This is a genomic window from Mycobacterium sp. 852002-51971_SCH5477799-a (assembly GCF_001667145.1).
Lineage (GTDB): Bacteria > Actinomycetota > Actinomycetes > Mycobacteriales > Mycobacteriaceae > Mycobacterium.
Genome location: NZ_LZIF01000075.1, coordinates 1 through 19,784, shown reverse-complemented (window position 1 = coordinate 19,784; position 19,784 = coordinate 1). Strand labels below are relative to the sequence as shown.

General features: G+C 67.6%; 16 protein-coding genes and 1 pseudogene. 8 read left to right on the top strand and 9 right to left on the bottom strand.

Annotated elements, in window-relative coordinates:
* Positions 1 to 89 precede the first annotated feature (89 nt).
* The 5 genes from A5753_RS08050 (at position 90) to A5753_RS24545 (ending at position 8,763) form a co-directional block, all read left to right on the top strand.
* The gene (locus tag A5753_RS08050; RefSeq protein WP_067125524.1) at positions 90 to 2,246 is read left to right on the top strand and encodes an acyltransferase family protein; all 2,157 of its coding nucleotides are present in this window, start codon (positions 90 to 92) and stop codon (positions 2,244 to 2,246) included.
* A 62-nt stretch (positions 2,247 to 2,308) separates the two neighbouring features.
* Positions 2,309 to 4,510 (top strand): glycogen debranching protein GlgX, encoded by a 2,202-nt coding sequence (gene glgX / locus A5753_RS08045; protein WP_067125521.1) that lies wholly within the window; start codon positions 2,309 to 2,311, stop codon positions 4,508 to 4,510.
* Positions 4,511 to 4,513: 3 nt separating this feature from the next.
* On the top strand, positions 4,514 to 6,817 hold the full coding sequence (gene treY / locus A5753_RS08040; protein WP_067125519.1) for a malto-oligosyltrehalose synthase: 2,304 nt from the start codon (positions 4,514 to 4,516) through the stop codon (positions 6,815 to 6,817).
* Positions 6,810 to 8,552 carry a malto-oligosyltrehalose trehalohydrolase gene (gene treZ, locus A5753_RS08035; protein WP_067125515.1) on the top strand — a complete coding sequence of 581 codons (1,743 nt, stop codon included), beginning with the start codon at positions 6,810 to 6,812 and terminating at the stop codon, positions 8,550 to 8,552. Before treY ends, treZ begins: the two co-directional genes overlap by 8 nt.
* A 37-nt stretch (positions 8,553 to 8,589) precedes the next feature.
* The gene (locus tag A5753_RS24545; RefSeq protein WP_197694625.1) at positions 8,590 to 8,763 is read left to right on the top strand and encodes a hypothetical protein; all 174 of its coding nucleotides are present in this window, start codon (positions 8,590 to 8,592) and stop codon (positions 8,761 to 8,763) included.
* Between the two features lie 7 nt (positions 8,764 to 8,770).
* Here A5753_RS24545 and A5753_RS08030 read toward each other — a convergent pair whose 3' ends face one another.
* Entirely contained in the window at positions 8,771 to 10,099 is a 1,329-nt protein-coding gene (locus tag A5753_RS08030) for an aminotransferase class I/II-fold pyridoxal phosphate-dependent enzyme (RefSeq protein ID WP_067125512.1), read from the bottom strand.
* Between the two features lie 40 nt (positions 10,100 to 10,139).
* On the opposite strand from A5753_RS08030, the gene A5753_RS08025 reads away from it, so the two are divergent.
* The gene (locus tag A5753_RS08025) at positions 10,140 to 10,811 is read left to right on the top strand and encodes a pyridoxamine 5'-phosphate oxidase family protein (RefSeq protein ID WP_067125509.1); all 672 of its coding nucleotides are present in this window, start codon (positions 10,140 to 10,142) and stop codon (positions 10,809 to 10,811) included.
* Between the two features lie 13 nt (positions 10,812 to 10,824).
* Here A5753_RS08025 and A5753_RS08020 read toward each other — a convergent pair whose 3' ends face one another.
* From A5753_RS08020 to A5753_RS08005, 4 genes are read right to left on the bottom strand one after another with little or no spacing between them, the layout of a single operon-like run.
* Complete coding sequence (locus A5753_RS08020; RefSeq protein WP_067125507.1) at positions 10,825 to 11,706, bottom strand: phosphatase PAP2 family protein; 882 nt, start codon at positions 11,704 to 11,706, stop codon at positions 10,825 to 10,827.
* 16 nt (positions 11,707 to 11,722) lie between these two features.
* Positions 11,723 to 13,006 (bottom strand): threonine ammonia-lyase, encoded by a 1,284-nt coding sequence (gene ilvA, locus A5753_RS08015; protein WP_067125505.1) that lies wholly within the window; start codon positions 13,004 to 13,006, stop codon positions 11,723 to 11,725.
* A 38-nt stretch (positions 13,007 to 13,044) separates the two neighbouring features.
* Positions 13,045 to 13,482: a nitroreductase family deazaflavin-dependent oxidoreductase gene (locus A5753_RS08010; protein WP_067125927.1), complete on the bottom strand. Its 438-nt coding sequence runs from the start codon at positions 13,480 to 13,482 to the stop codon at positions 13,045 to 13,047.
* Between the two features lie 46 nt (positions 13,483 to 13,528).
* Entirely contained in the window at positions 13,529 to 14,080 is a 552-nt protein-coding gene (locus A5753_RS08005) for a TetR family transcriptional regulator (RefSeq protein WP_067125502.1), read from the bottom strand.
* Positions 14,081 to 14,284: 204 nt separating this feature from the next.
* Between A5753_RS08005 and A5753_RS08000 the strand changes: the two are divergent.
* Both A5753_RS08000 and A5753_RS25175 read left to right on the top strand, forming a co-directional pair.
* A pseudogene (locus A5753_RS08000) lies at positions 14,285 to 15,376 on the top strand (FAD-dependent oxidoreductase); the annotation flags it as partial.
* 338 nt (positions 15,377 to 15,714) lie between these two features.
* A complete protein-coding gene (locus A5753_RS25175; protein ID WP_369829302.1) occupies positions 15,715 to 15,858 on the top strand; it encodes a hypothetical protein in 144 nt (47 codons plus the stop codon).
* A gap of 7 nt (positions 15,859 to 15,865) precedes the next feature.
* Here the strand turns inward: A5753_RS25175 and A5753_RS07995 are convergent, their stop codons facing one another.
* The 4 genes from A5753_RS07995 to A5753_RS07980 form a co-directional block, all read right to left on the bottom strand.
* Positions 15,866 to 16,645, bottom strand: a complete 780-nt coding sequence (locus A5753_RS07995) for a DUF6065 family protein (protein WP_067125925.1) — start codon at positions 16,643 to 16,645, stop codon at positions 15,866 to 15,868.
* Positions 16,646 to 16,815: 170 nt separating this feature from the next.
* Positions 16,816 to 18,516 (bottom strand): nitric oxide reductase activation protein NorD, encoded by a 1,701-nt coding sequence (locus tag A5753_RS07990; RefSeq protein WP_067125499.1) that lies wholly within the window; start codon positions 18,514 to 18,516, stop codon positions 16,816 to 16,818.
* 2 nt (positions 18,517 to 18,518) lie between these two features.
* Positions 18,519 to 19,331 carry a CbbQ/NirQ/NorQ/GpvN family protein gene (locus A5753_RS07985; protein WP_067125496.1) on the bottom strand — a complete coding sequence of 271 codons (813 nt, stop codon included), beginning with the start codon at positions 19,329 to 19,331 and terminating at the stop codon, positions 18,519 to 18,521.
* Positions 19,332 to 19,784: spirocyclase AveC family protein (locus A5753_RS07980; protein WP_156656013.1), on the bottom strand; the 453-nt coding region annotated here is incomplete at its 5' end.

Sequence of the window (19,784 nt, the reverse complement as noted above, 5' to 3'; positions counted from 1 at the left end):
CGCGGAAGCTCAGCGACCCACCTGAGCAGCCGCCGCGCCGCGAGGTGCCGGGAGCCGGTGGCGGGTTTTGGGTAAATTGACTGTCGATCATGCAGACCCCGCCACCGTCTCCTGCGCCGGACGCCATCGCCGATCCGCGGGCCACCGGGGTGCACAAAGCGGGGTCCGAGGGGTTTTATCGCTACGACCTGGACGGCCTGCGCGGCATTGCGATCGCGCTGGTCGCCGTCTTCCATGTCTGGTTCGGCCGCGTCTCGGGCGGCGTGGACGTGTTTCTGGCGCTGTCCGGATTCTTCTTCGGCGGCAAGGTGATTCGCGCCGCACTGAATCCCGCTGTGACATTGTCGCCGCCGTCCGAGGTGGTCAGGCTGGCCCGACGCCTCGTTCCCGCCCTCGTCGTGGTGCTGGCCGGTTGCGCGGTGTTGACCATCCTGGTTCAACCGGAGACCCGCTGGGAGACGTTCGCTGATCAAAGCCTCGCCAGCCTCGGCTACTACCAGAACTGGGAGCTGGCCAACACCGCATCCGACTACCTGCGGGCGGGCGAAGCCGTCAGCCCCTTGCAGCACATCTGGTCGATGTCGGTGCAGGGCCAGTTCTACGTCAGCTTCCTGGTGTTGATCGCCGGCTTGACCTATCTGTTCCGGCGCCGGATGGGCGCCCGGTTGCGCACCGTGTTCCTGGGGACGCTGTCCGCGTTGACGGTGGCCTCGTTCGTCTACGCGATCATCGCGCATCAGCAGGACCAGGCGGCCGCCTACTACAACACCTTCGCGCGAGGTTGGGAGCTGCTGCTGGGCGCGCTGGTGGGCGCGCTGGTCACCCGCGTCCGCTGGCCGATGTGGTTGCGGACGGTATTGGCGACGGTCGCGCTGGCCGCGGTGCTGTCCTGCGGGGCGCTGATCGACGGCGTGCACGCGTTCCCCGGCCCGTGGGCCCTGGTACCGGTCGGCGCCGCCATGCTGATGATCCTCGCCGGAGCCAACCTGCGGGGCGGTCGGTTGCCGGTGCCCAACCGGATTTTGGCGACGCGCCCGCTGGTGGAGCTGGGCGCGATGGCGTATGCGCTGTACCTCTGGCACTGGCCGCTGCTGATCTTCTGGCTGTCCTACAGCGGCCATAAGCACGCCGGCTTCGTCGAAGGCGCGGTGCTGCTGCTGGTGTCCGGTGTGCTGGCGTATCTGACCAACCGGCTCGTCGAGGACCCGCTGCGCTACCGCGCATCCTCGAAGCCGGCCGCGGCGGCGCCGACCATTCCGTGGCTCACGCGCCTGGCCCGGCCGACGATGGCACTGGGATCGGCCATCGTGTTGCTGGGCGTGACGCTGACCGCGACCTCGTTCACCTGGCGCCAGCACGTCACGGTCTTGCGGTCGGCCGGCAAGGAGCTCAGCGTCCTCAACCCGCAGGATTATCCGGGCGCTCGTGCCCTCACCGAACACCTGCGCGCGCCCGCGTTGCCCATGCGGCCCACGGTCTTAGAGGTCACGCAGGACCTGCCCGTGTCGACCCGGGACGGGTGCATCAGCGACTTCGTCAATCCCGCGGTGGTCACCTGCACCTACGGCGATGTGGCGGCCGACCGGACCATCGCGCTGGCGGGTGGGTCGCATGCCGAGCACTGGCTGCCCGCGCTGGACATCCTGGGCAAGCTGCACCGCTTCAAGGTCGTGACGTACCTCAAGATGGGCTGCCCGCTGTCGACCGAGCAGGTCCCGCTGATCATGGGCAACAACGCCCCCTACCCGCAGTGCCGGGAGTGGGTGCAACAAACGATGACCAAACTGGTCACCGACCGGCCCGACTACGTCTTCACCACCACCACCCGACCGTGGAATATCAAGAACGGCGATGTCATGCCTGCCACCTATATCGGGATCTGGCAAACGTTGTCCGACAACAACATTCCCATTCTCGGCATGCGCGACACGCCCTGGCTGGTCAAAAACGGTCAGCCGTTCGACCCGGCGGACTGCCTGGCGAAACGGGGCGGCACCGCGCAGTCCTGCGCGATCAAACGCTCCGACATGCTCTCCGACCGCAACCAGACGCTCGATTTCGTCGCACAGTTCCCCCAGCTCAAGGTGCTCGACATGTCGGACGCGATCTGCCGCGCCGACCTGTGCCGCCCGGTCGAGGGAAACATCTTGATCTATCACGGCGCCCACCACCTGTCCCCCACCTACGTGCGGACCATGGCACCCGAATTGGGCCGCCAGATCGCCGAGGCCACGGGTTGGTGGTGAGCCACCTTACTACCCGGCCTCCAACGCGCGTGAGCGCAACCGCGCGCGGATAAGGTCGATGCGTGTCAACCAACAGTCCCGCTTCAGAACCAGGCGGTAACCACCAACCCAAACTCGCCACCGTGTGGCCGGGCGACCCGTATCCGCTCGGCGCCTCCTACGACGGCGCGGGAACCAATTTCTCGTTGTTCTCCGAAATCGCCGAGAAGGTCGAGTTGTGCCTGATCGACCATCACGGCAGCGAGTCGCGAATTCCCTTGGACGAGGTGGACGGATTCGTCTGGCACGCCTATCTGCCGAACATCACTCCCGGCCAGCGCTACGGCTACCGCGTCTACGGCCCCTTCGACCCGGCGGCCGGTCACCGCTGTGACCCCAGCAAGCTGCTGCTCGACCCGTACGGCAAGGCTTTTCACGGCGACTTCACCTTCGGCCAGGCGCTGTTCTCCTACGACATGAAGGCGGTAGACCCGGACGGACCCAACGCCGACGGAGCCGATCCGGGCACTCCCCCCATGGTCGATTCGCTCGGCCACACCATGACCAGCGTGGTGAGCAACCCGTTCTTCGACTGGGGATCCGACCGCGCACCGCTGACCCCGTATCACGAGACCGTCATCTACGAAGCCCACGTCAAGGGGATGACACAAACCCATCCCAGCGTCCCCGAGGAACTTCGGGGCACCTACGCCGGGCTGGCCCACCCGGCGATCATCGACCATCTCCGCTCGCTGCGGGTCACGGCCATCGAGCTCATGCCGGTGCACCAGTTCATGCATGACTCGCGGCTGCTGGACCTCGGCCTGCGAAATTACTGGGGCTACAACACTTTCGGTTATTTCGCCCCGCACAACCAGTACGCGGCCAACCGCACGTCCAGCGTCGCGGAGTTCAAGTCCATGGTGCGCAGCTTCCACGAAGCCGGCATCGAGGTGATCCTCGACGTCGTCTACAACCACACCGCCGAGGGCAACCACCTCGGGCCGACGATCAATTTCCGTGGCATCGACAACGCCGCGTACTACCGGCTGGTCGACACCGACCTGCGGCTGTACAAGGACTACACCGGCACCGGCAACAGCCTGAATCCACGCCACCCGCACGTGCTGCAGCTGATCATGGACTCACTTCGCTATTGGGTGACCGAGATGCACGTGGACGGTTTCCGCTTCGACCTGGCCGCCACGCTGGCCCGCGAACTGCACGACGTCGACCGGTTGAGCGCGTTCTTCGATCTGGTGCAGCAGGATCCGATTGTCAGCCAGGTCAAATTGATCGCCGAGCCGTGGGACGTCGGCGAGGGCGGCTACCAAGTCGGAAATTTCCCGGGTTTGTGGACCGAATGGAACGGGAAGTATCGCGATACTGTGCGCGACTACTGGCGGGGCGAGCCCGCAACCCTGGGCGAGTTCGCTTCCCGGCTGACCGGGTCGTCGGACCTGTACGAGGCGACCGGTCGGCGCCCGAGCGCCAGCATCAACTTCGTCACCGCACACGACGGATTCACCCTCAACGACCTGGTGTCCTACAACGAGAAACACAACATGGCCAACGGGGAAGAGAACCGGGACGGCGAGAGCCACAACCGATCGTGGAACTGCGGCGTCGAAGGGCCCACCGATGACCCCGACATCATCGAGCTGCGCTGCCGCCAGATGCGCAACTTCTGGGCGACCCTGATGCTCAGCCAGGGCACGCCGATGATCGCGCACGGGGATGAGTTCGGGCGCACCCAGAACGGCAACAACAACGTGTACTGCCAGGACTCTGAATTGTCTTGGATGGACTGGTCTTTGGTCGATAAGAATGCCGACCTGCTGGAGTTCGCGCGCAGGGTGACCACGCTGCGCACGCGGCATCCGGTGTTCCGCCGGCGCCGGTTCTTCGAGGGCGAACCGATCCGCAGCGGCGACGAGGTGCGTGACATCGCCTGGCTCAATCCAAGTAGCCGCGAGATGACGCACGAGGACTGGGGCGAAAGCATTCACAAGTGTGTCGCGGTGTTCCTCAACGGCGAGGCCATCACCGCACCCAACGCCCGAGGTGAACAGGTCGTCGACGACTCATTCCTATTGTGTTTCAACGCCGGCGAAGAGCCGGTGGAGTTCGTGACGCCGAACAGCGACTATGCGAAAGAGTGGGCCGTGGAACTGGACACCAACGAACCGGCGGGCCGCAAAGAAGGAGCCGATCAGGTGGTGACCGCTGAGGACAAGGTGTCGCTGCCCTCGCGCTCACTGCTGGTATTGCGTAAGACGCAGTGACGCATGGCTTTACCCGTCATCGCCACCTACCGTCTGCAACTGCGTGGTGAATCCAGTGGGTTCGCGTTCACCTTCGCCGACGCGGAAAACCTGCTCGACTACCTGAACGACCTCGGGGTGTCGCACCTGTACCTGTCTCCGATCATGACCGCGACCGCGGGATCGAGCCATGGCTACGACGTCACTGACCCGACGACGGTGTCCCCCGAGCTCGGCGGGCGCGAAGGCCTCGCGCGGTTGTCGGCGGCGGCCCGGGAGCGCGGCATGGGCCTGATCGTCGACATCGTGCCCAACCATGTGGGCATCGACGTGCCCCAGCAGAACCCGTGGTGGTGGGACGTCCTGCGCAACGGCCGTTCTTCGCCCTATGCAACGTTTTTCGACATTGACTGGAACCTCGACGACGACGGTCGCATCGTGCTGCCGGTGCTGGGGTCCGACGACGACGCCGCCGATCTCAGGGTCGACGGGGACCTGCTGCGCCTGGGCGATCTGGCGTTTCCGATCGCGCCCGGCACCACCACGGGGGGCAGCGGCCCTGAGGTGCACGACCGTCAGCACTACCGGCTGGTGGGCTGGCGCAACGGCGTGTGCGGCTACCGCCGCTTCTTCTCGATCACCTCGCTGGCCGGGTTGCGTCAGGAGGATCGCGCGGTTTTCGACGCCACCCACGCCGAGGTCGGCCGGTGGTTCTCCGAAGGGCTGGTCGACGGCATCCGCATCGACCACCCAGACGGGCTGTCCGACCCGTGCGGGTATCTGGCGTGGCTGCGCGAACTGACCGGCCCGCAAGCCTGGATCGTGATCGAGAAGATCCTGGCCGTTGACGAGGCGCTCGAGCCCACCCTGCCCGTCGGCGGCACCACCGGTTATGACGTGCTGCGCGAAGTCGGCGGCGTGCTGGTGGATCCCAGCGGCGCCCCGGCGCTGACCGAGTTGGTGGAATCCGCCGGCGTGGACTACGCGGCGATGCCGGACATGCTGGTGGACCTCAAGATCCATTCGGCCACCGACACGCTGGCCAGTGAGCTGCGTCGCCTGCGCCGCAGCATCGTGGCGGCCGCCGGCGTCGACCACCCGTTGCTGCCCGATGCGGTGGCCGCGCTGCTCACCCATATCGACGTCTACCGCTGCGACTACCCCGGCCTGGTCGCGCTGCTGCCCACCGCATTGGCCGAAACCGAGTCGACCGCACCACAATTGGGCCCCGCGCTGCAGGTGCTGGCTGCGGCGCTGGCCCGCGGAGGGGAGCCGGCCACCCGGCTGCAGCAGCTCTGTGGGGCGGTCACCGCCAAGGCCGTCGAGGACTGCCTGTTCTACCGCGACGCCCGGCTGGTTTCGCTGAACGAGGTGGGCGGCGAGCCGCACCGCTTCGGTGTCGGCGCGGCCGAATTCCATCACAGCGCCGGCACCCGGGCCCGGCTGTGGCCGCAGACCATGACCGCGCTGACCACTCATGACACCAAGCGCGGCGAGGACGTGCGGGCCCGCATTTCGGTGCTGTCACAGGTGCCCTCGCTGTGGACCGAGTTCCTCGCGCGCTGGGAGATCGACGCACCCTCCCCAGATTCGGCAACCGGACAATTTTTGTGGCAGAACATCTTCGGTGTATGGCCCGTCAGCGGCGAAGTCACCGCCGAGCTGCGCGAGCGGTTGCACGCCTACACTGAGAAGGCCATCCGGGAAGCGGCCTGGCATACCTCGTGGAACGAGCCGGACACCGAATTCGAGGGCGCGGTGCACCGATGGCTGGACACCGTGCTCGACGGCCCGGTGGCCGGCCAGCTGACCGAGCTTGTCGCCCAACTCAATCCACATGCGGCCAGCGACGCCCTGGCCCAGAAGCTGCTCGCGCTGACCGTGCCCGGGATCCCGGACGTGTATCAGGGCACCGAGCTGTGGGACGACAGTTTGGTCGACCCGGACAATCGCCGTGCCGTGGACTACGCCGCCCGCCGGTCCGCCCTGCTGGCCCTGGAGCATCCGAAGATCCGGGTCGTCACCACCGCACTTCGGGTGCGCCGTCAGCATCCGGACGCCTTCCTGCACGGCGATTACCTCCCGCTACTCGCCGACGGCGACGCCAGCGATCACGTGCTGGCCTTCAGCCGCGGCGAGGACATCGTGGTGGCGGTGACCCGCTGGACCGTGCGGCTGGCCGAAACAGGCTGGGGCAACACGGTTTTGCCGCTGCCGGACGGAACCTGGAAGGACACCCTCACCGGGGCGATCGCCGACGGTCCCACGTCGGCCGCCCAACTGTTCGCCGACCTGCCGGTGGCTCTGCTGGAGCGCCACCATGACTGAATTCCGGGTCTGGGCGCCCAAACCCGCGCAGGTCCAATTGGACGTCGAGGGCCAGGTGTACGCCATGAAGCGGTCGGCCGGCGGTTGGTGGCATACGACCGTGGATACCGCGCCGGACGCCCGCTACGGCTACCTGCTCGACGACGACCCCACAGTGTTGCCCGACCCGCGCTCGCCCCGCCAGCCCGACGGTGTGCACGCCCGCTCGCAATTGTGGGATCCGGCCGCCGCGACGTGGACAGACAGCGGGTGGGCCGGCCGCGCGGTCGAGGGCGCGGTGATCTACGAGTTGCACCTTGGCGCGTTCACCGAGGCCGGAACCTGCGACGCCGCCATCGAGAAACTCGACTATCTGGTCGATCTCGGCGTCGACTTCGTCGAGCTGATGCCGGTGAATTCCTTTGCCGGCACCCATGGTTGGGGATACGACGGTGTGCTGTGGTACAGCGTGCACGAGCCCTACGGCGGCCCCGACGGACTGGTGCGCTTCGTCGACGCCTGCCACGCCAAGGGTTTGGGGGTGCTGATCGACGCGGTCTTCAATCACCTCGGCCCGTCGGGCAACTACCTGCCGCGCTACGGGCCCTACCTGTCGTCGGCGAGCAATCCGTGGGGCGAGGGCATCAACATCGCCGACGCCGATTCCGACGAGGTGCGCCGCTACATCATCGGATGCGCGCTGCGCTGGATGCGCGATTTTCACGCCGACGGCCTGCGGCTGGACGCCGTCCACGCCCTGGTGGACACCACCGCGATCCACATCCTCGAGGAGCTCGCCACCGAAACGGACTGGCTCGCACAGCAGTTGAGGCGCCCGCTGTCGCTGATCGCCGAGAGCGACCTGAACGACCCGCGGCTGATCACCCCGCGCGGCCGGGGCGGCTACGGTCTGACCGGGCAGTGGGCCGACGACATCCATCACGCCATCCACACCGCGGTTTCCGGCGAGCGTCAGGGCTACTACGGCGACTTCGGCAGCCTGGCCACCCTGGCGCAGACGCTGCGCCACGGCTTCTTCCACGCCGCCACCTATTCGTCGTTCCGGCGTCGCCGCCATGGGCGGCCGCTGGACACCAGCGAGGAAACCGGCATCCCGGCCACCCGGTTGGTCGCCTACACCTGCACGCACGATCAGGTCGGCAACCGCGCGCTCGGGGATCGCCCGTCGCAGAACCTGACCGGCGGCCAGCTCGCCACCAAAGCCGCACTCGCGCTCGGATCCCCCTATACCGCCATGCTTTTCATGGGCGAGGAATACGCGGCGTCGACTCCGTTCCAGTTCTTCAGCTCGCACCCCGAACCTGAGCTGGCGAAGGCCACCGCCGAGGGGCGCAAGGCCGAGTTCGCCGAACACGGCTGGGACGCCGACGAGATCCCCGACCCGCAGGACCCCCAGACGTTCGCGCGCTGCAAACTGGACTGGAACGAGGTTGACACCGGCGAGCACGCCCGGCTGCACCGCTTGTATCGGGACCTCATCGCGTTGCGGCGCAACCACCCGGACATGGCCGATCCGTGGCTGGACCACCTCACGGTCGACTACAACGAGGACCAGCGCTGGATCAGCCTGTCCCGTGGCAGGTTGCGCATCGTGTGCAACCTCGGCGCCGAACCGGTGCGGGTCCCGGTCAGCGGTACCGTGGTGCTGGCCTGGGACGAGCCGGCCGTCGACGCGGACGGCACTGTGCTACAAGGCCATTCGTTCGCCATCCTTGAGCGGGCTGTGGATAACTGACTGGCGGCCCCACATGCCCAGACCTGATGATGCCGCCATGAGTCAATTTGAATCCGGTCAACGACGAATCTGTTCGCACTGGCCGAGCCAACGCTTGAATACGGAGCCGAAACGGCGCTCCGTGCGCCCCGACGCGGCGCCCAGTGCCGGCGTCGAGCTGTTCTGGAGCGGCCCCGGGCCCGCTGCCGCCGACGACGACGAGGGCGCTTGAGCTGCGGCTACACGATCACCCGGCCGTCGGGATGCACCGCCCGTGCGACCGCGTCGGCGAGTGGATCGATCTCATCGAGAGTCAGCTCGGAGATCGTGATGCGGATGCCGGCGGGCGTCTTCATCCGGAACCGGCTGCCCGGTGCCGCCGCCCAGCCCGCGCCCAGCAGCCGCGAAACCGCGACCGCCTCGTCGGGAACCGGCACCCACACATTGAGCCCGGATCGTCCGTGCGCCGGCAGGCCGCGTTCGGCCAACGCGTCGCATAGCCGTTGACGTCTGGCGGCGTAGTGCCGTTCGGCCGTCGCGACGAGCGCCACCGCCGCCTGGTCGGACCACAAGTCGACGGCGAGGCGCTGCAGGAGGTGGCTGACCCAACCCGGCCCGAGCCGCAACCGGCCGTGCACCCGCTCGACGGTCCGCTGGTCGCCGGCGAGGACGGCGACTCGCAGATCGGGACCGTAAGCCTTGGACGCCGAGCGCACGAACGCCCAATGCGCGGTGCAGCCGGCCAGGGCGCGCAGCGATACCCCGGCAATGCCCGCGCAGTGATCGTCTTCGACCACGAGCAGGTCGTCGGGCCGCCGACCCAACAGCGCGCGCAACGATTTGGCGCGCTCCGCCGAAAGCGCGGCGCCCGTGGGGTTTTGCGCGCGGTTGGTGAGCACCAGCGCACGCACCCCGCTCCCCAACGCCCGGCCCAGATCGTCGGGCAGCGGACCGTCGTCGTCGACCCGCACCGGCTCAGCCGAAAGTCCCAGCGCCGCAAGGAGATCGAGCAGGTTCGCCCAGCCCGGATCCTCGACGGCGACACGATCGCCCGGGCGCAGATGCGCGGTGAGCGCGCGTTCGATGCCGTCCAGCGCGCCGCTGGTCACGGCCAGGCGTTCGGCGGGGATGCCGTCCGCGGCCAGCGCGCGGCGGGCGAAATCCTCGAGCTCGGGCGAGAGGGCCTGCTCGCCGTAGAGCACCGGCTGGCCCGCGCCTGAACCGGCCAGCGACGCGCCGGCGATGGGCAGCAGGTCCGGGTTCGGGTTGCCGGTCGACAGATCGCGCACGCCCGCGGGGACGTCCAGCCCGAGCAGCGAGCGCGGGGTGGTCGCCGGGCGGTGGCGCACGCGGGTGCCGCGCCGACCCGCGGTCTCGACGGCGCCGCGGTGACGCAGCAGGCGGTAGGCCGCGGCGGCGGTGTTGGCGTTCACGCCGAGCTGGCCGGCCAGTTCGCGGACAGGCGGGAGCGGGTCGCCCGGCGCCAGGGCGCCGGCCGAGATCGCCGCTTCGATGCTGGCGGCTATGGACTCCGCGCCCGTTCCGGTTATGCTGTTTTGTACTGGCACGTGACTAATTATGTACTAGGACAAACTAAAGGGCAATGTTATGGACACCGCCTATCAGCCGACGGCACGTACTACCCCCACCCGCTACCGGGAGCGCGCGCACTACGACCGCCGCGCCATCCACGCCATCCTCGACGAGGCGCTGATCTGCCATTTGGGTTACTCGAGCGGGGGTCGGCCGGTGGTCTTGCCCACGACGCACGCCCGGCGCGACGAAACGCTCTACCTGCACGGTTCGACCGGTAGCGGCCCGTTGCTGGCGGCCAAGGCGGCCAGCGCATCAGGGGCGTCAGTGCCGGTCTGCGTGACCGTCACCCTGCTCGACGGCCTGGTGCTGGCCCGGTCCGCGATGCACCATTCGGTGAACTTCCGCTCGGTGGTCGTGGTGGGTGATGCGCGCGTCGTCGACGATCCGGCGGAGAAGTCGCAGGCGCTGCACTGCCTGCTCGACCACGTCGCGCCCGGGCGCGCCGAGGACTGCAGGGCTCCCGATGCCCGTGAGCTCGCCGCGACCGGGGTGCTCGCGCTCGACCTCGTCGAGGTGTCGGCGAAAGTGCGTAGCGGTCCGCCGGCCGATGATCCGCAGGACGTTCCGCTGCCGTACTGGGCGGGCGTGGTGCCGCTAAGCCTGACGGCCGGGACGCCGGTGCCGGCCGACGACCTCCATCCCGGCACTCCTATGCCGCCGTACCTCCGCGAGCACCGCCTCTGATCCGCGACGGTGCTCACGGATCCGGCTGTCGCGGGCCCGCCCTCCTGGCGTTGTCCCACCAGAATCCGGCGAGCATGACGGCGCCGGCCCAAGCGATGCCCAGCATCCAGCCGGCGAGCACATCGCTGACGTAATGGACACCCAGATAGACGCGCGAGAACCCGATCAGGAACACCGAAGCGATCGCCACGGTCCAAACCACCACTCGCCCGGTCCACCATGGGATCAGCCACCGGGTCAGCAGCCACGCAGTGATGACCGTCGTCGCGGCGGTGCCGGTGGCGTGCCCGGAGGGAAACGAGTACCCGTCCGCGTCGACCAGGGCGAACGGCACGGGCGGGCGTTCTCGGCCTACCAAGGCCTTGGCGGCGAAGAGCACCAATGGGATCCCACCGCCACAGACGAGAACAAGCACCACCGGCCGCCACGACCTGCACCGCCAGGCGGCGGCAACGGAAATCGGAAACGCAAATGCCGCCAGCAACAGGGGACCGCCCGCGTGCGTGACCACCCGCAGGGTGCTGGTCAGCCAGAGATCACGGTGAGCCGCAAGCCACGAGGTTATCGGCCGGTCGATTCCGGCGATGCCGTCGCCGTCGAGCACGTCGTCGAGCACTTCGGTGAAGCCGACCGCCAACGACACGACCACGGCGAGCCCGAGAAGCATTGCGATGCCGGCGACCTCGCTCGTCGGCAATCGACCGATCCGCCCCCGCACCCATGTCATCGCTTCGCCGGTCGCGGGAACTTCGGACATCCGCTTAATGAGTGCCCGTAACCGCGGCCCATGCCGAGCGACCCAAATCGCCGCCCATACGAGCAGTACGAGCGCAGCTATGGCGCCGGCGCTGACCAGCCCAAAACCGCCGGCGCCGGGTCCAGGCGGCTGGTGCATATTTGCCGGCGGTGGGTTAGAACAGCAGGTAACGGTAGGCGGGCGAGCCGGGTTTCAAGGTCTCGACGTGCAGCTCCGTCGCGCGCATCCGGGCCAGCAGGCCGTCCAGGTCGGCGGAGGATCCCAACTGGACGCCGACCAGCGCCTCGCCGGTCTCGCGGTTGTTGCGCTTGACGTACTCGAACAGGGTGATGTCGTCGTTCGGCCCGAGCACCGTGTCAAGGAAGCGGCGCAGCGCGCCGGGCTCCTGTGGGAAGTCGACCAGGAAGTAGTGCTTGAGGCCGAGGTGGACCAGCGAGCGCTCCAGCACTTCGCCGTAGCGCGACACATCGTTGTTGCCGCCCGAGACCAGGCAGACCACCGTCGAACCGGGCTCGATGTCGGCGTCCAGCAATCCGGCGACCGACAGCGCCCCCGCGGGCTCGGCGATGATGCCCTCGTTCTGATAGAGGTCGAGCATCGCGGTGCACACCGCTCCCTCGTCTACCGCGGTGATCGACACCATGTCGCCGGCGGCCGCCAACGCGGCGTAGGTCAGGTCTCCGGCCCGTCGCACCGCTGCGCCGTCGACGAACTGGTCGACGTCTGTTAGCGTCACCGGCGCCCCGGCGGCCAGCGCGGCCATCATTGCCGCGGCGCCGGCCGGCTCGACACCCAGCACCGACGTGTTGTCGGTCCGCTCGGCCAGATAGGTGGTGATGCCGGCGATGCAGCCGCCGCCGCCCACCGGGACCACCACCAGGTCAGGCTCGCCGTCGAGTTGGTCGAGCACTTCCGCGGCAATCGTGCCCTGCCCCGCCATGGTGCGCAGATCGTCATAAGGCGGCACCAGGATGGCACCGGTGCTTTGCACGTCGCTCAGCGCCGCCTCGGCCGCGAGGTCGTAGGTGGCGCCACCGACGATCAGGTCGATGAAGTCGCCACCGTGGTAGCGGATCCGGTCGCGCTTCTGCATCGGTGTCTTGGCTGGCACGTAGACGCGGCCGTGCACCTGCAGCATCCGGCAGGCGTAGGCGAAGCCCTGCGCGTGGTTGCCCGCCGACGAACACACCACCCCCGCGGCAAGCTCCTCCTCGGACAACTGGACCAGCAGGTTGTAGGCGCCGCGCAGCTTGTAAGAGCGCACGATCTGCAGGTCCTCGCGCTTGAGGTAGACCTGCGCGCCGGTGACGGCCGACAACCGGTCGCTGAACTGCAACGGGGTCGGCGTGACCACCGCGGCGATCCGCTTGGCCGCGCCGTCGATGTCAGCCGCGGATAACGGCGAGACGCTCGAGGGGTGACGCAATTCGGCGGACACTGGTCAATGGTGCCACGACAGGCGACCAACTCCGGAATTCAGCCGATCGGGTTCAGCACGAACACCGGGATCTGGCGATCGGTCTTGGTCTGATATTCGGCGTAGTCCGGCCACGCCTCGACGGCCCGCTCCCACCAGGTGGCCTTCTCTTCGCCGAAGACCTCGCGGGCTTCGTAATCGCGGGTGACCGACCCGTCCTGCAGCTCGACGCGGGGGTTCTTCTTGATGTTGTGGTACCAGACCGGGTTCTTCGGCGCCCCGCCCAGCGAGGCGACCACCGCGTACCGGCCATCGTGTTCGACGCGCATCAGCGGCGTCTTGCGCAGTTTGCCGGTCTTGGCGCCGACCGTGGTCAGCAGGATGATCGGCTTGCCCTTCATGTCGGCGGCCTCGGCACCCCCCGACTCGGCGTACTTGTCAGCTTGCTCGCGAGACCAATCTAAAGGGGACGGTTCGTATTCTCCGGTAAGCGGCATGCCGTTCACTCTAGGCGCGGATTCCCGGCTGCGATCGCCGGCGCAATCACGGCGCCGAGCCGGTGAGGTAGTGGGCGAGCACCGGGCGCAACCATTCGGTCAGCGTCGCGTCGTCCATCGCGACCAGCGCGGGCACGCCGACAACGTTGCGCGCCATGGCGATTCCCAACACCTGCGATCCCACCATCGCAGTCCGCTCAGCGGCGCGGTCGGGAGTGAGGGTGGTCAGGGCCGGCGCCACCTTTTCGACGAACACTTCCAGTAGCGCTTCGGCGGCGGGCCGGTTGGTGGCGGCCGCGCGCAGCAGCGGCAGGAAGGGCCCGGCCGGGTCCCACACCCGGACGAAAAACGGCACCAGTACGTCGGCGATGCGTTCCGGGGCGAGGCCGATGAGGTCGGGGAAGGTGATGTCGAGCCGCGAGACCGCGGCGAACAGGTCGGCCTTGTTACCGAAGTAGTGCATCACGAGCGCGGGATCGACGCCGGCCTCGGCCGCGATCGAACGGATGGTGGTCCGCTCGAAGCCGTGGGCGGAGAACAGGCTGCGCGCCGCACTGAGGATCGTCGCGCGGGTGACTTTGCCGTCACGGGTGGGCATGCCGAAATTCTAGTTCAACAACTGTTGACATCGCTACCACGTGGGCTTACGTTGATTTCAACAGTTGTTGAATCGGTTCGTCGAGGAGGTCAGACATGACCGTGACCGTCATTCAGATCGGGCTCGATCCCGACGTGATCGACTACTCGTCGCCGGAGTTCGCCCAGTTCGCAGGCCCGTCCAAGGAGGTGCTGCGGACCGCCAATGTCGCGCACAGCACCCAGCCCGGCTGCCGCTTCGTGTTCAATCGGGCGGCCCAAGCCACCCCGGCGACATCCGTCGCTGGTACCCCGAACCGGAAGGAGCGATCCGATGAGTGCAACCGCTGTTCGCGATGTCGACGTCCTGGTGGTGGGAGCCGGCCCCACGGGCCTGACCGCCGCGGGCGACCTGGCCCGCGCCGGACGGTCGGTGACCGTGCTGGAGCGCTGGTCCGCCGAGAATCCCACCAGCCGCGCCTTCGCCGTCATGCCGCGGACGCTGGAGCTACTCGACGCGCGGGACGCGGCCGACGGCCTGCTGGCGCAAGGCCAGCGCGGACCGGACGTGACACTGTTCGCCAAGGCCCGCCTCGACCTCACCCGCCTCGACTCGGCCTACCCGTTCGTCTTGATCACCCCGCAGACCAACGTCGACGCGGCACTGCGCGGCTACGCCGTGGCCGAAGGGGCCGAGATCCGGCGCGGCGTCGAGGCGATCGCGCTCGAGCAGGATGCCGACGGCGTCACCGTTACCGCCCGTCTTAAGGACGACGACGACCCCGCACAGCGGCAGACGTGGCGGGCGCGGTACGTGATCGGCGCCGACGGCGCGCACAGCACCGTCCGAACGCTGCTGGGCACCGACTTTCCCGGCAAGACCGTGCTGACCTCGCTCATGCTGGCCGACGTCAAGCTGGCGCACGGCCCCTCGCGCGGCGGGTTGGTGGTGGGCACAACCGGTGACGCGCTGGGGTTCTTGGCCCCGTACAACCGCCACGACGCGGACGGTTCGTGGTACCGAGCGCTGGTATGGGACCGCGACCACCAGCTGCCCGACGGCGCGCCCGTCGACGACGACGAGATCATCGACGTCCTGGGCCGCGCCATGGGAAGCGACTTCGGTGTGATCGAGATCGGCTGGAAGTCACGATTCCATTGCGACGAACGGCAAGTCGCACAGTACCGGCATGGACGGGTGTTCCTGGCCGGCGACGCCGCGCACGTACACTCCCCCATGGGCGGCCAGGGCATGAACACCGGCATCCAGGACGCCGCGAACCTGGCCTGGAAGCTCGACGCGGTGCTCGGCGGCGCCGACGACGGCCTGCTGGACACCTACCAGGACGAACGCCACCCGATCGGCAAGCGGGTGCTGTTGCAGTCCGGGATGATCGCGCGCGGCGCGACGCTGCATCGGCGGACCGCGATCTGGCTGCGTAATCTGCTGGTGCCCAACCTGCTTCGGATTGCGGCAGTACTGGATTTCGTCGGGGGCAGCTTCGCGGGCACGACGTTGCGTTACGGCCGGCGCGGCCTGGTCGGCACCCGCGCCGACGCGATCCCCCTCGTCGAGGGGCGGCTTACCACCTGCAGCGCGGCGGCGGCTTCGTCCTCATCCGCGGATACGGCGCCGCCCCGGTCGAGACACCGGGGATGCTGCAGGCCGAGCGGGCCGACGGCGGGCCGGCCGTGCTGGTGCGCCCCGACGGGTACATCGCGTGGGCCGGTCCCTCGGCGCAGGCGGCCGACGCGGTGGCAAACATCACGGGCCGCGGAGTCGCCCTGCGCGCGAGGTGATTTCGTCCTAGTCCGTGTCCTCGGGCTGACGCGCAACGAATGACCGCAGCCGACGGCGGGTTTGGTGATCTTTCGCGCCGGGCTCCCCGTCGCTGTGCCGGCCCCGCGTGTAATCGCCTTGCCACGGCACCTTCTCGTTCTCCGCGGCTTCCTGCTCGCGGCCCAGTGCGCCACGCGAACCGAGGAAGTGCTCGTGCTTTGCGTACAGCTCCTCGTCGGATTCGATCGGCCTGACCTCGGGAGCGAACTCCTCGAGCTCGCCCCGGCGTTGCGGCACGATCATGCAGATCGGTTCGTCGACCTCGAATCGCACCGGCATGAACTCGCGGGTGAACTTCCAGTTCATGCTGAAACTTGAACTGGACCAATCGGTCTCGACGATGCCCTCCAACGGCGAAATGGCATCCTTCGGACGGTTGGCCGGCCCGCGGACCAGCAGGTTGTAGCCCGCCGGGGTGCGGAACAGCATCGGCAGGTGCCAGGTCAGGATGCCGTAGCCGAAGTGGCTCGACGGCAGGAACTGACCGCTCTCGCGGGTGTCGGGCGCGATCATCAGGTTCGTGCGGTCATTGCCGCCCATCCAGGTAGCGGTGAACGCGCTGCGGTTGCGAACCTCCCAGCCGCTCTGGTTGGCGATCAGCATGGGCAGACAGCGATGCGGCCACCCTTGCCGCATCTCCGACATCCACGTCCGGCCGATCGGCGCGGGGCTGATCGGCGGCGCGATGTCGTGGGTGACGTACCCGATCAGTGGGCGGGATTGCCCACTGTCGGAGTTGTCACTCATCGGCTCCTCGATCCGTTGACTGCCCGGGGTAGCGGTGTTTCCATCGAGACGGCCGGTCGAGCTGTTGCCAGCCTGGTGCCCGTCGCCCCGCCTTGGAATCACGTCCACCATAACGGCATAGCACCTATCATGCGCTCCGGCGAATGTTCGGATCGCATCCGGCATCATCTTCACGCAGTGCTTCGCGAAGGTCTCGGCGCGGCGAGTTCCCGCAGGGAAGACAGGAACAACTCATCCATCCGTGGGCTCAATTCGGCCAGCGTTGCGGCGCTGGCGTAGCCGGCAGAACCAAAGACGCGTTCGAGCGCATCGGTAGCGGTGGTGGCACCGATTGAAAGGCAAAGACAGGCAACGCCTTCCGTGCGAAGTTCTTCGAGGGCCTTGTTGGAGTCCGCTTCGGCGTAACGGCCCTCATATCCGTCGTCGTAGGGAAATCCATCGGAAAGGACGACGAGCAGCCGATTCGGGGTGCCCGCCTGGGTTTTGAGTATTTCACCCCCACCTCGGATCCCGGCACCGAGCCGTGTGTAGCCGGACGGTTCGAGCTGGTTGAGCCGAGCGCGCCCGACGGCGCCGAAACTTTGGTCGAAGGTCTTGATGACCGGCAGATGGACAGCATGGCGGCCCCGCGATCTGAAGGCGTAGACCGCGACCCGGTCACCAAGCTCTTCGAGTGTGACGGCCAGCGTAGCGGCCGCCCGTCGCTGGTGGTCGTGCACGGCGAGGCCGTCCGCATCGGCATCGATCGCGGACCCGGAGGCGTCGATCAAAATGAGCACGCCGAGATTACGGGCAAGTTTGCGGCGCTCCAGGTAGACGTGTTCGGGTGGGGAAAACCCGGATTGCAGATCGACGAACAGGTCGATGAGCGCTTCGATGTCGAGGTCGTCCCCGTCGGCCCGTCCGCGCAGGACCTTCGGGCCGAGCCCGACGCGAGCCAGGCGCCGCCGCAGCAGGTCGTCGTGCGCCACACCGGCATCGGAGACGTCGGCGGCTACGGTCAACGGAAAGTCGATGACCCGGCACCAGTCCGGCTTGTACCGGTCGTTGAAGACATCCCACTCCGGATGTAGGGCGCCGCCCACGCCGATCGCGGCACCGGGCTTGCCGTCATCGGTGAATTGGACCCGGGTGGGCAGGGGACGGGCATTCGGACCGACGTCTTGCACCCGCCGGGTTGAGCGAACCGTCATCTCGGCGCCCGCGGCACCCTCTCCAGGGGAGCGCGAACCTCCGAACATCTTGCGGAAGTAGTCCGACATCGACTTGTTGTTCAGGAGCGGACTTTCGAACAGTTTGAGAATCTTGCTCTCCCCCGACCTCCCGCCGTCGTCGTCTTCGTCGTCGTCGTCCTCCGATTCGGGCATGTCGATTGGGTCGAACTGCAATTGCAGGTCTTTGTTGGTGGCCCGTCCGCCCGGTCCAGTGGGCGCCGCCATCAAACGAGAGGGCTTGATGACACCGAACCATCCCGGTGGGTCGGCAATTCTGGTTCGGCTCTTGGCGACCTCGAGTGACTCATCGGCGGTCGTGGTGCTGGGCCGTCCGTCCGGGAGGAGCACGGCATCGAGTGGAATCTGTCGGGCTAGGTCGGTAAGAACCCGCCGACCTTCGAGTGCCAGGTAGCGGCGCGCCACGTTGGACCGAGCGCGCAAGCCCTTCACCAACCGTGGATCAAGGCTGCCCGCGCCGAGAAGTGCCGCCTGGACCACCGTCTCGCGGCGCTGCTGTTCGACGGAGGCACCGGGCGAGACGAAGATGAACCGGCCGTTGGTGTGCGCGGATTGGCCGACGGGCGCCTCGGTGATCTCGACGGATCTGCGGGCGATGTAGGTGGCAAGGAGCCGGAACCGGTCAGGGTGGTTCGTCACGTCTAGGGCAGGACGGTGTTGACGAGTTCATCGAGGGCTCGGATCACATCGTCGTCGTCGGAAAGCACCTGGACGACGGCCGCGTGGACTGCACTGCGCAGGTTCAACCCTTCAGCCGCTAGGCCGCCGGCGAGAATCAACATGCGAGTGGAAGACACTTCGCGCAGCGGTGAGCCGTCGAGGTTGCGGATGGCGGACGCGAGCCTGACCAACGAACGAGCGGTCTCGGTGTCGACCCCGGCTTCGTAGGCCACCACCTCGGTCTCGACCTCGGGGGACGGGTAGCCGAGCTCGATGGCGACGAAGCGCTGACGGGTCGACTCTTTGAGGTTTTTCAGGACGCTTTGGTAGCCGGGGTTGTAGGAGATCACCAACTGGAATCCGGGCGCCGCCCGCAACGTGGTGCCGAGGCGGTCGACCGGAAGCTCCCGCCGGTGATCGGCGAGCGGGTGGATTACCACGGTGGTGTCCTGGCGCGCCTCCACCACCTCGTCCAGATAGAAGATGGCGCCTTCGCGTACGGCCCGGGTCAACGGTCCGTCCACCCAGACCGTTTCACCACCCTTGAGCAAGAAACGACCGACCAGATCGGCCGACGTCATGTCCTCGTGGCCCGCAACGGTGATCAGGTCCCGGCCCAGCTGGTGAGCCATCGCCTCCACGAACCGTGTTTTGCCGCACCCGGTGGGACCTTTCAGCATGACGGGCAGGCCTCTGCGGGCCGCTGCGCGGAAGACCTCGACCTCGTCGCCGACGGCCCTGTAAAAGGGGGCCTCCGGAACGGAGCGAACGGCTGCGGGTTGGCTGTTAAGCAATTACTTCCCCCGATCGAGTGGAACGTTCTTCGGCAGCTTCACGCCCCCGGGTAGGACGAGCTGACCTTCGTGATTGATGTAGCCGGAATTCGAAAGGGGCACCGGCAGCGAAGGATCGGGGCACGGCCGGTCGGTGTCGGCACCGCAGATGCCCATCAGGAAGTAGGAGCGCTTCAGGATGTCGTCGGGCCAGGGATCTTGGTGCATGGCGAACCACTGCGCGGGCAGGTTGTAGAAGACGAAGAAGAAGGCGCTGCAGGCGGCGAAGATCGCCAGGAAGCGGGTGAGCTGCTGTTTGACGAGACCGCCTCGAACGTGGTCGAGTCCGCGCTCGACGAAGGTCCTTCCTCGGTCGTCGGTGAAGTAGCGCATGCAGCACAGCGCGGTCAGGACACCGCCCCACATCAGACCTTCATAGACGGGCCATTGGTAATACGTGCCGGGATTGACCGA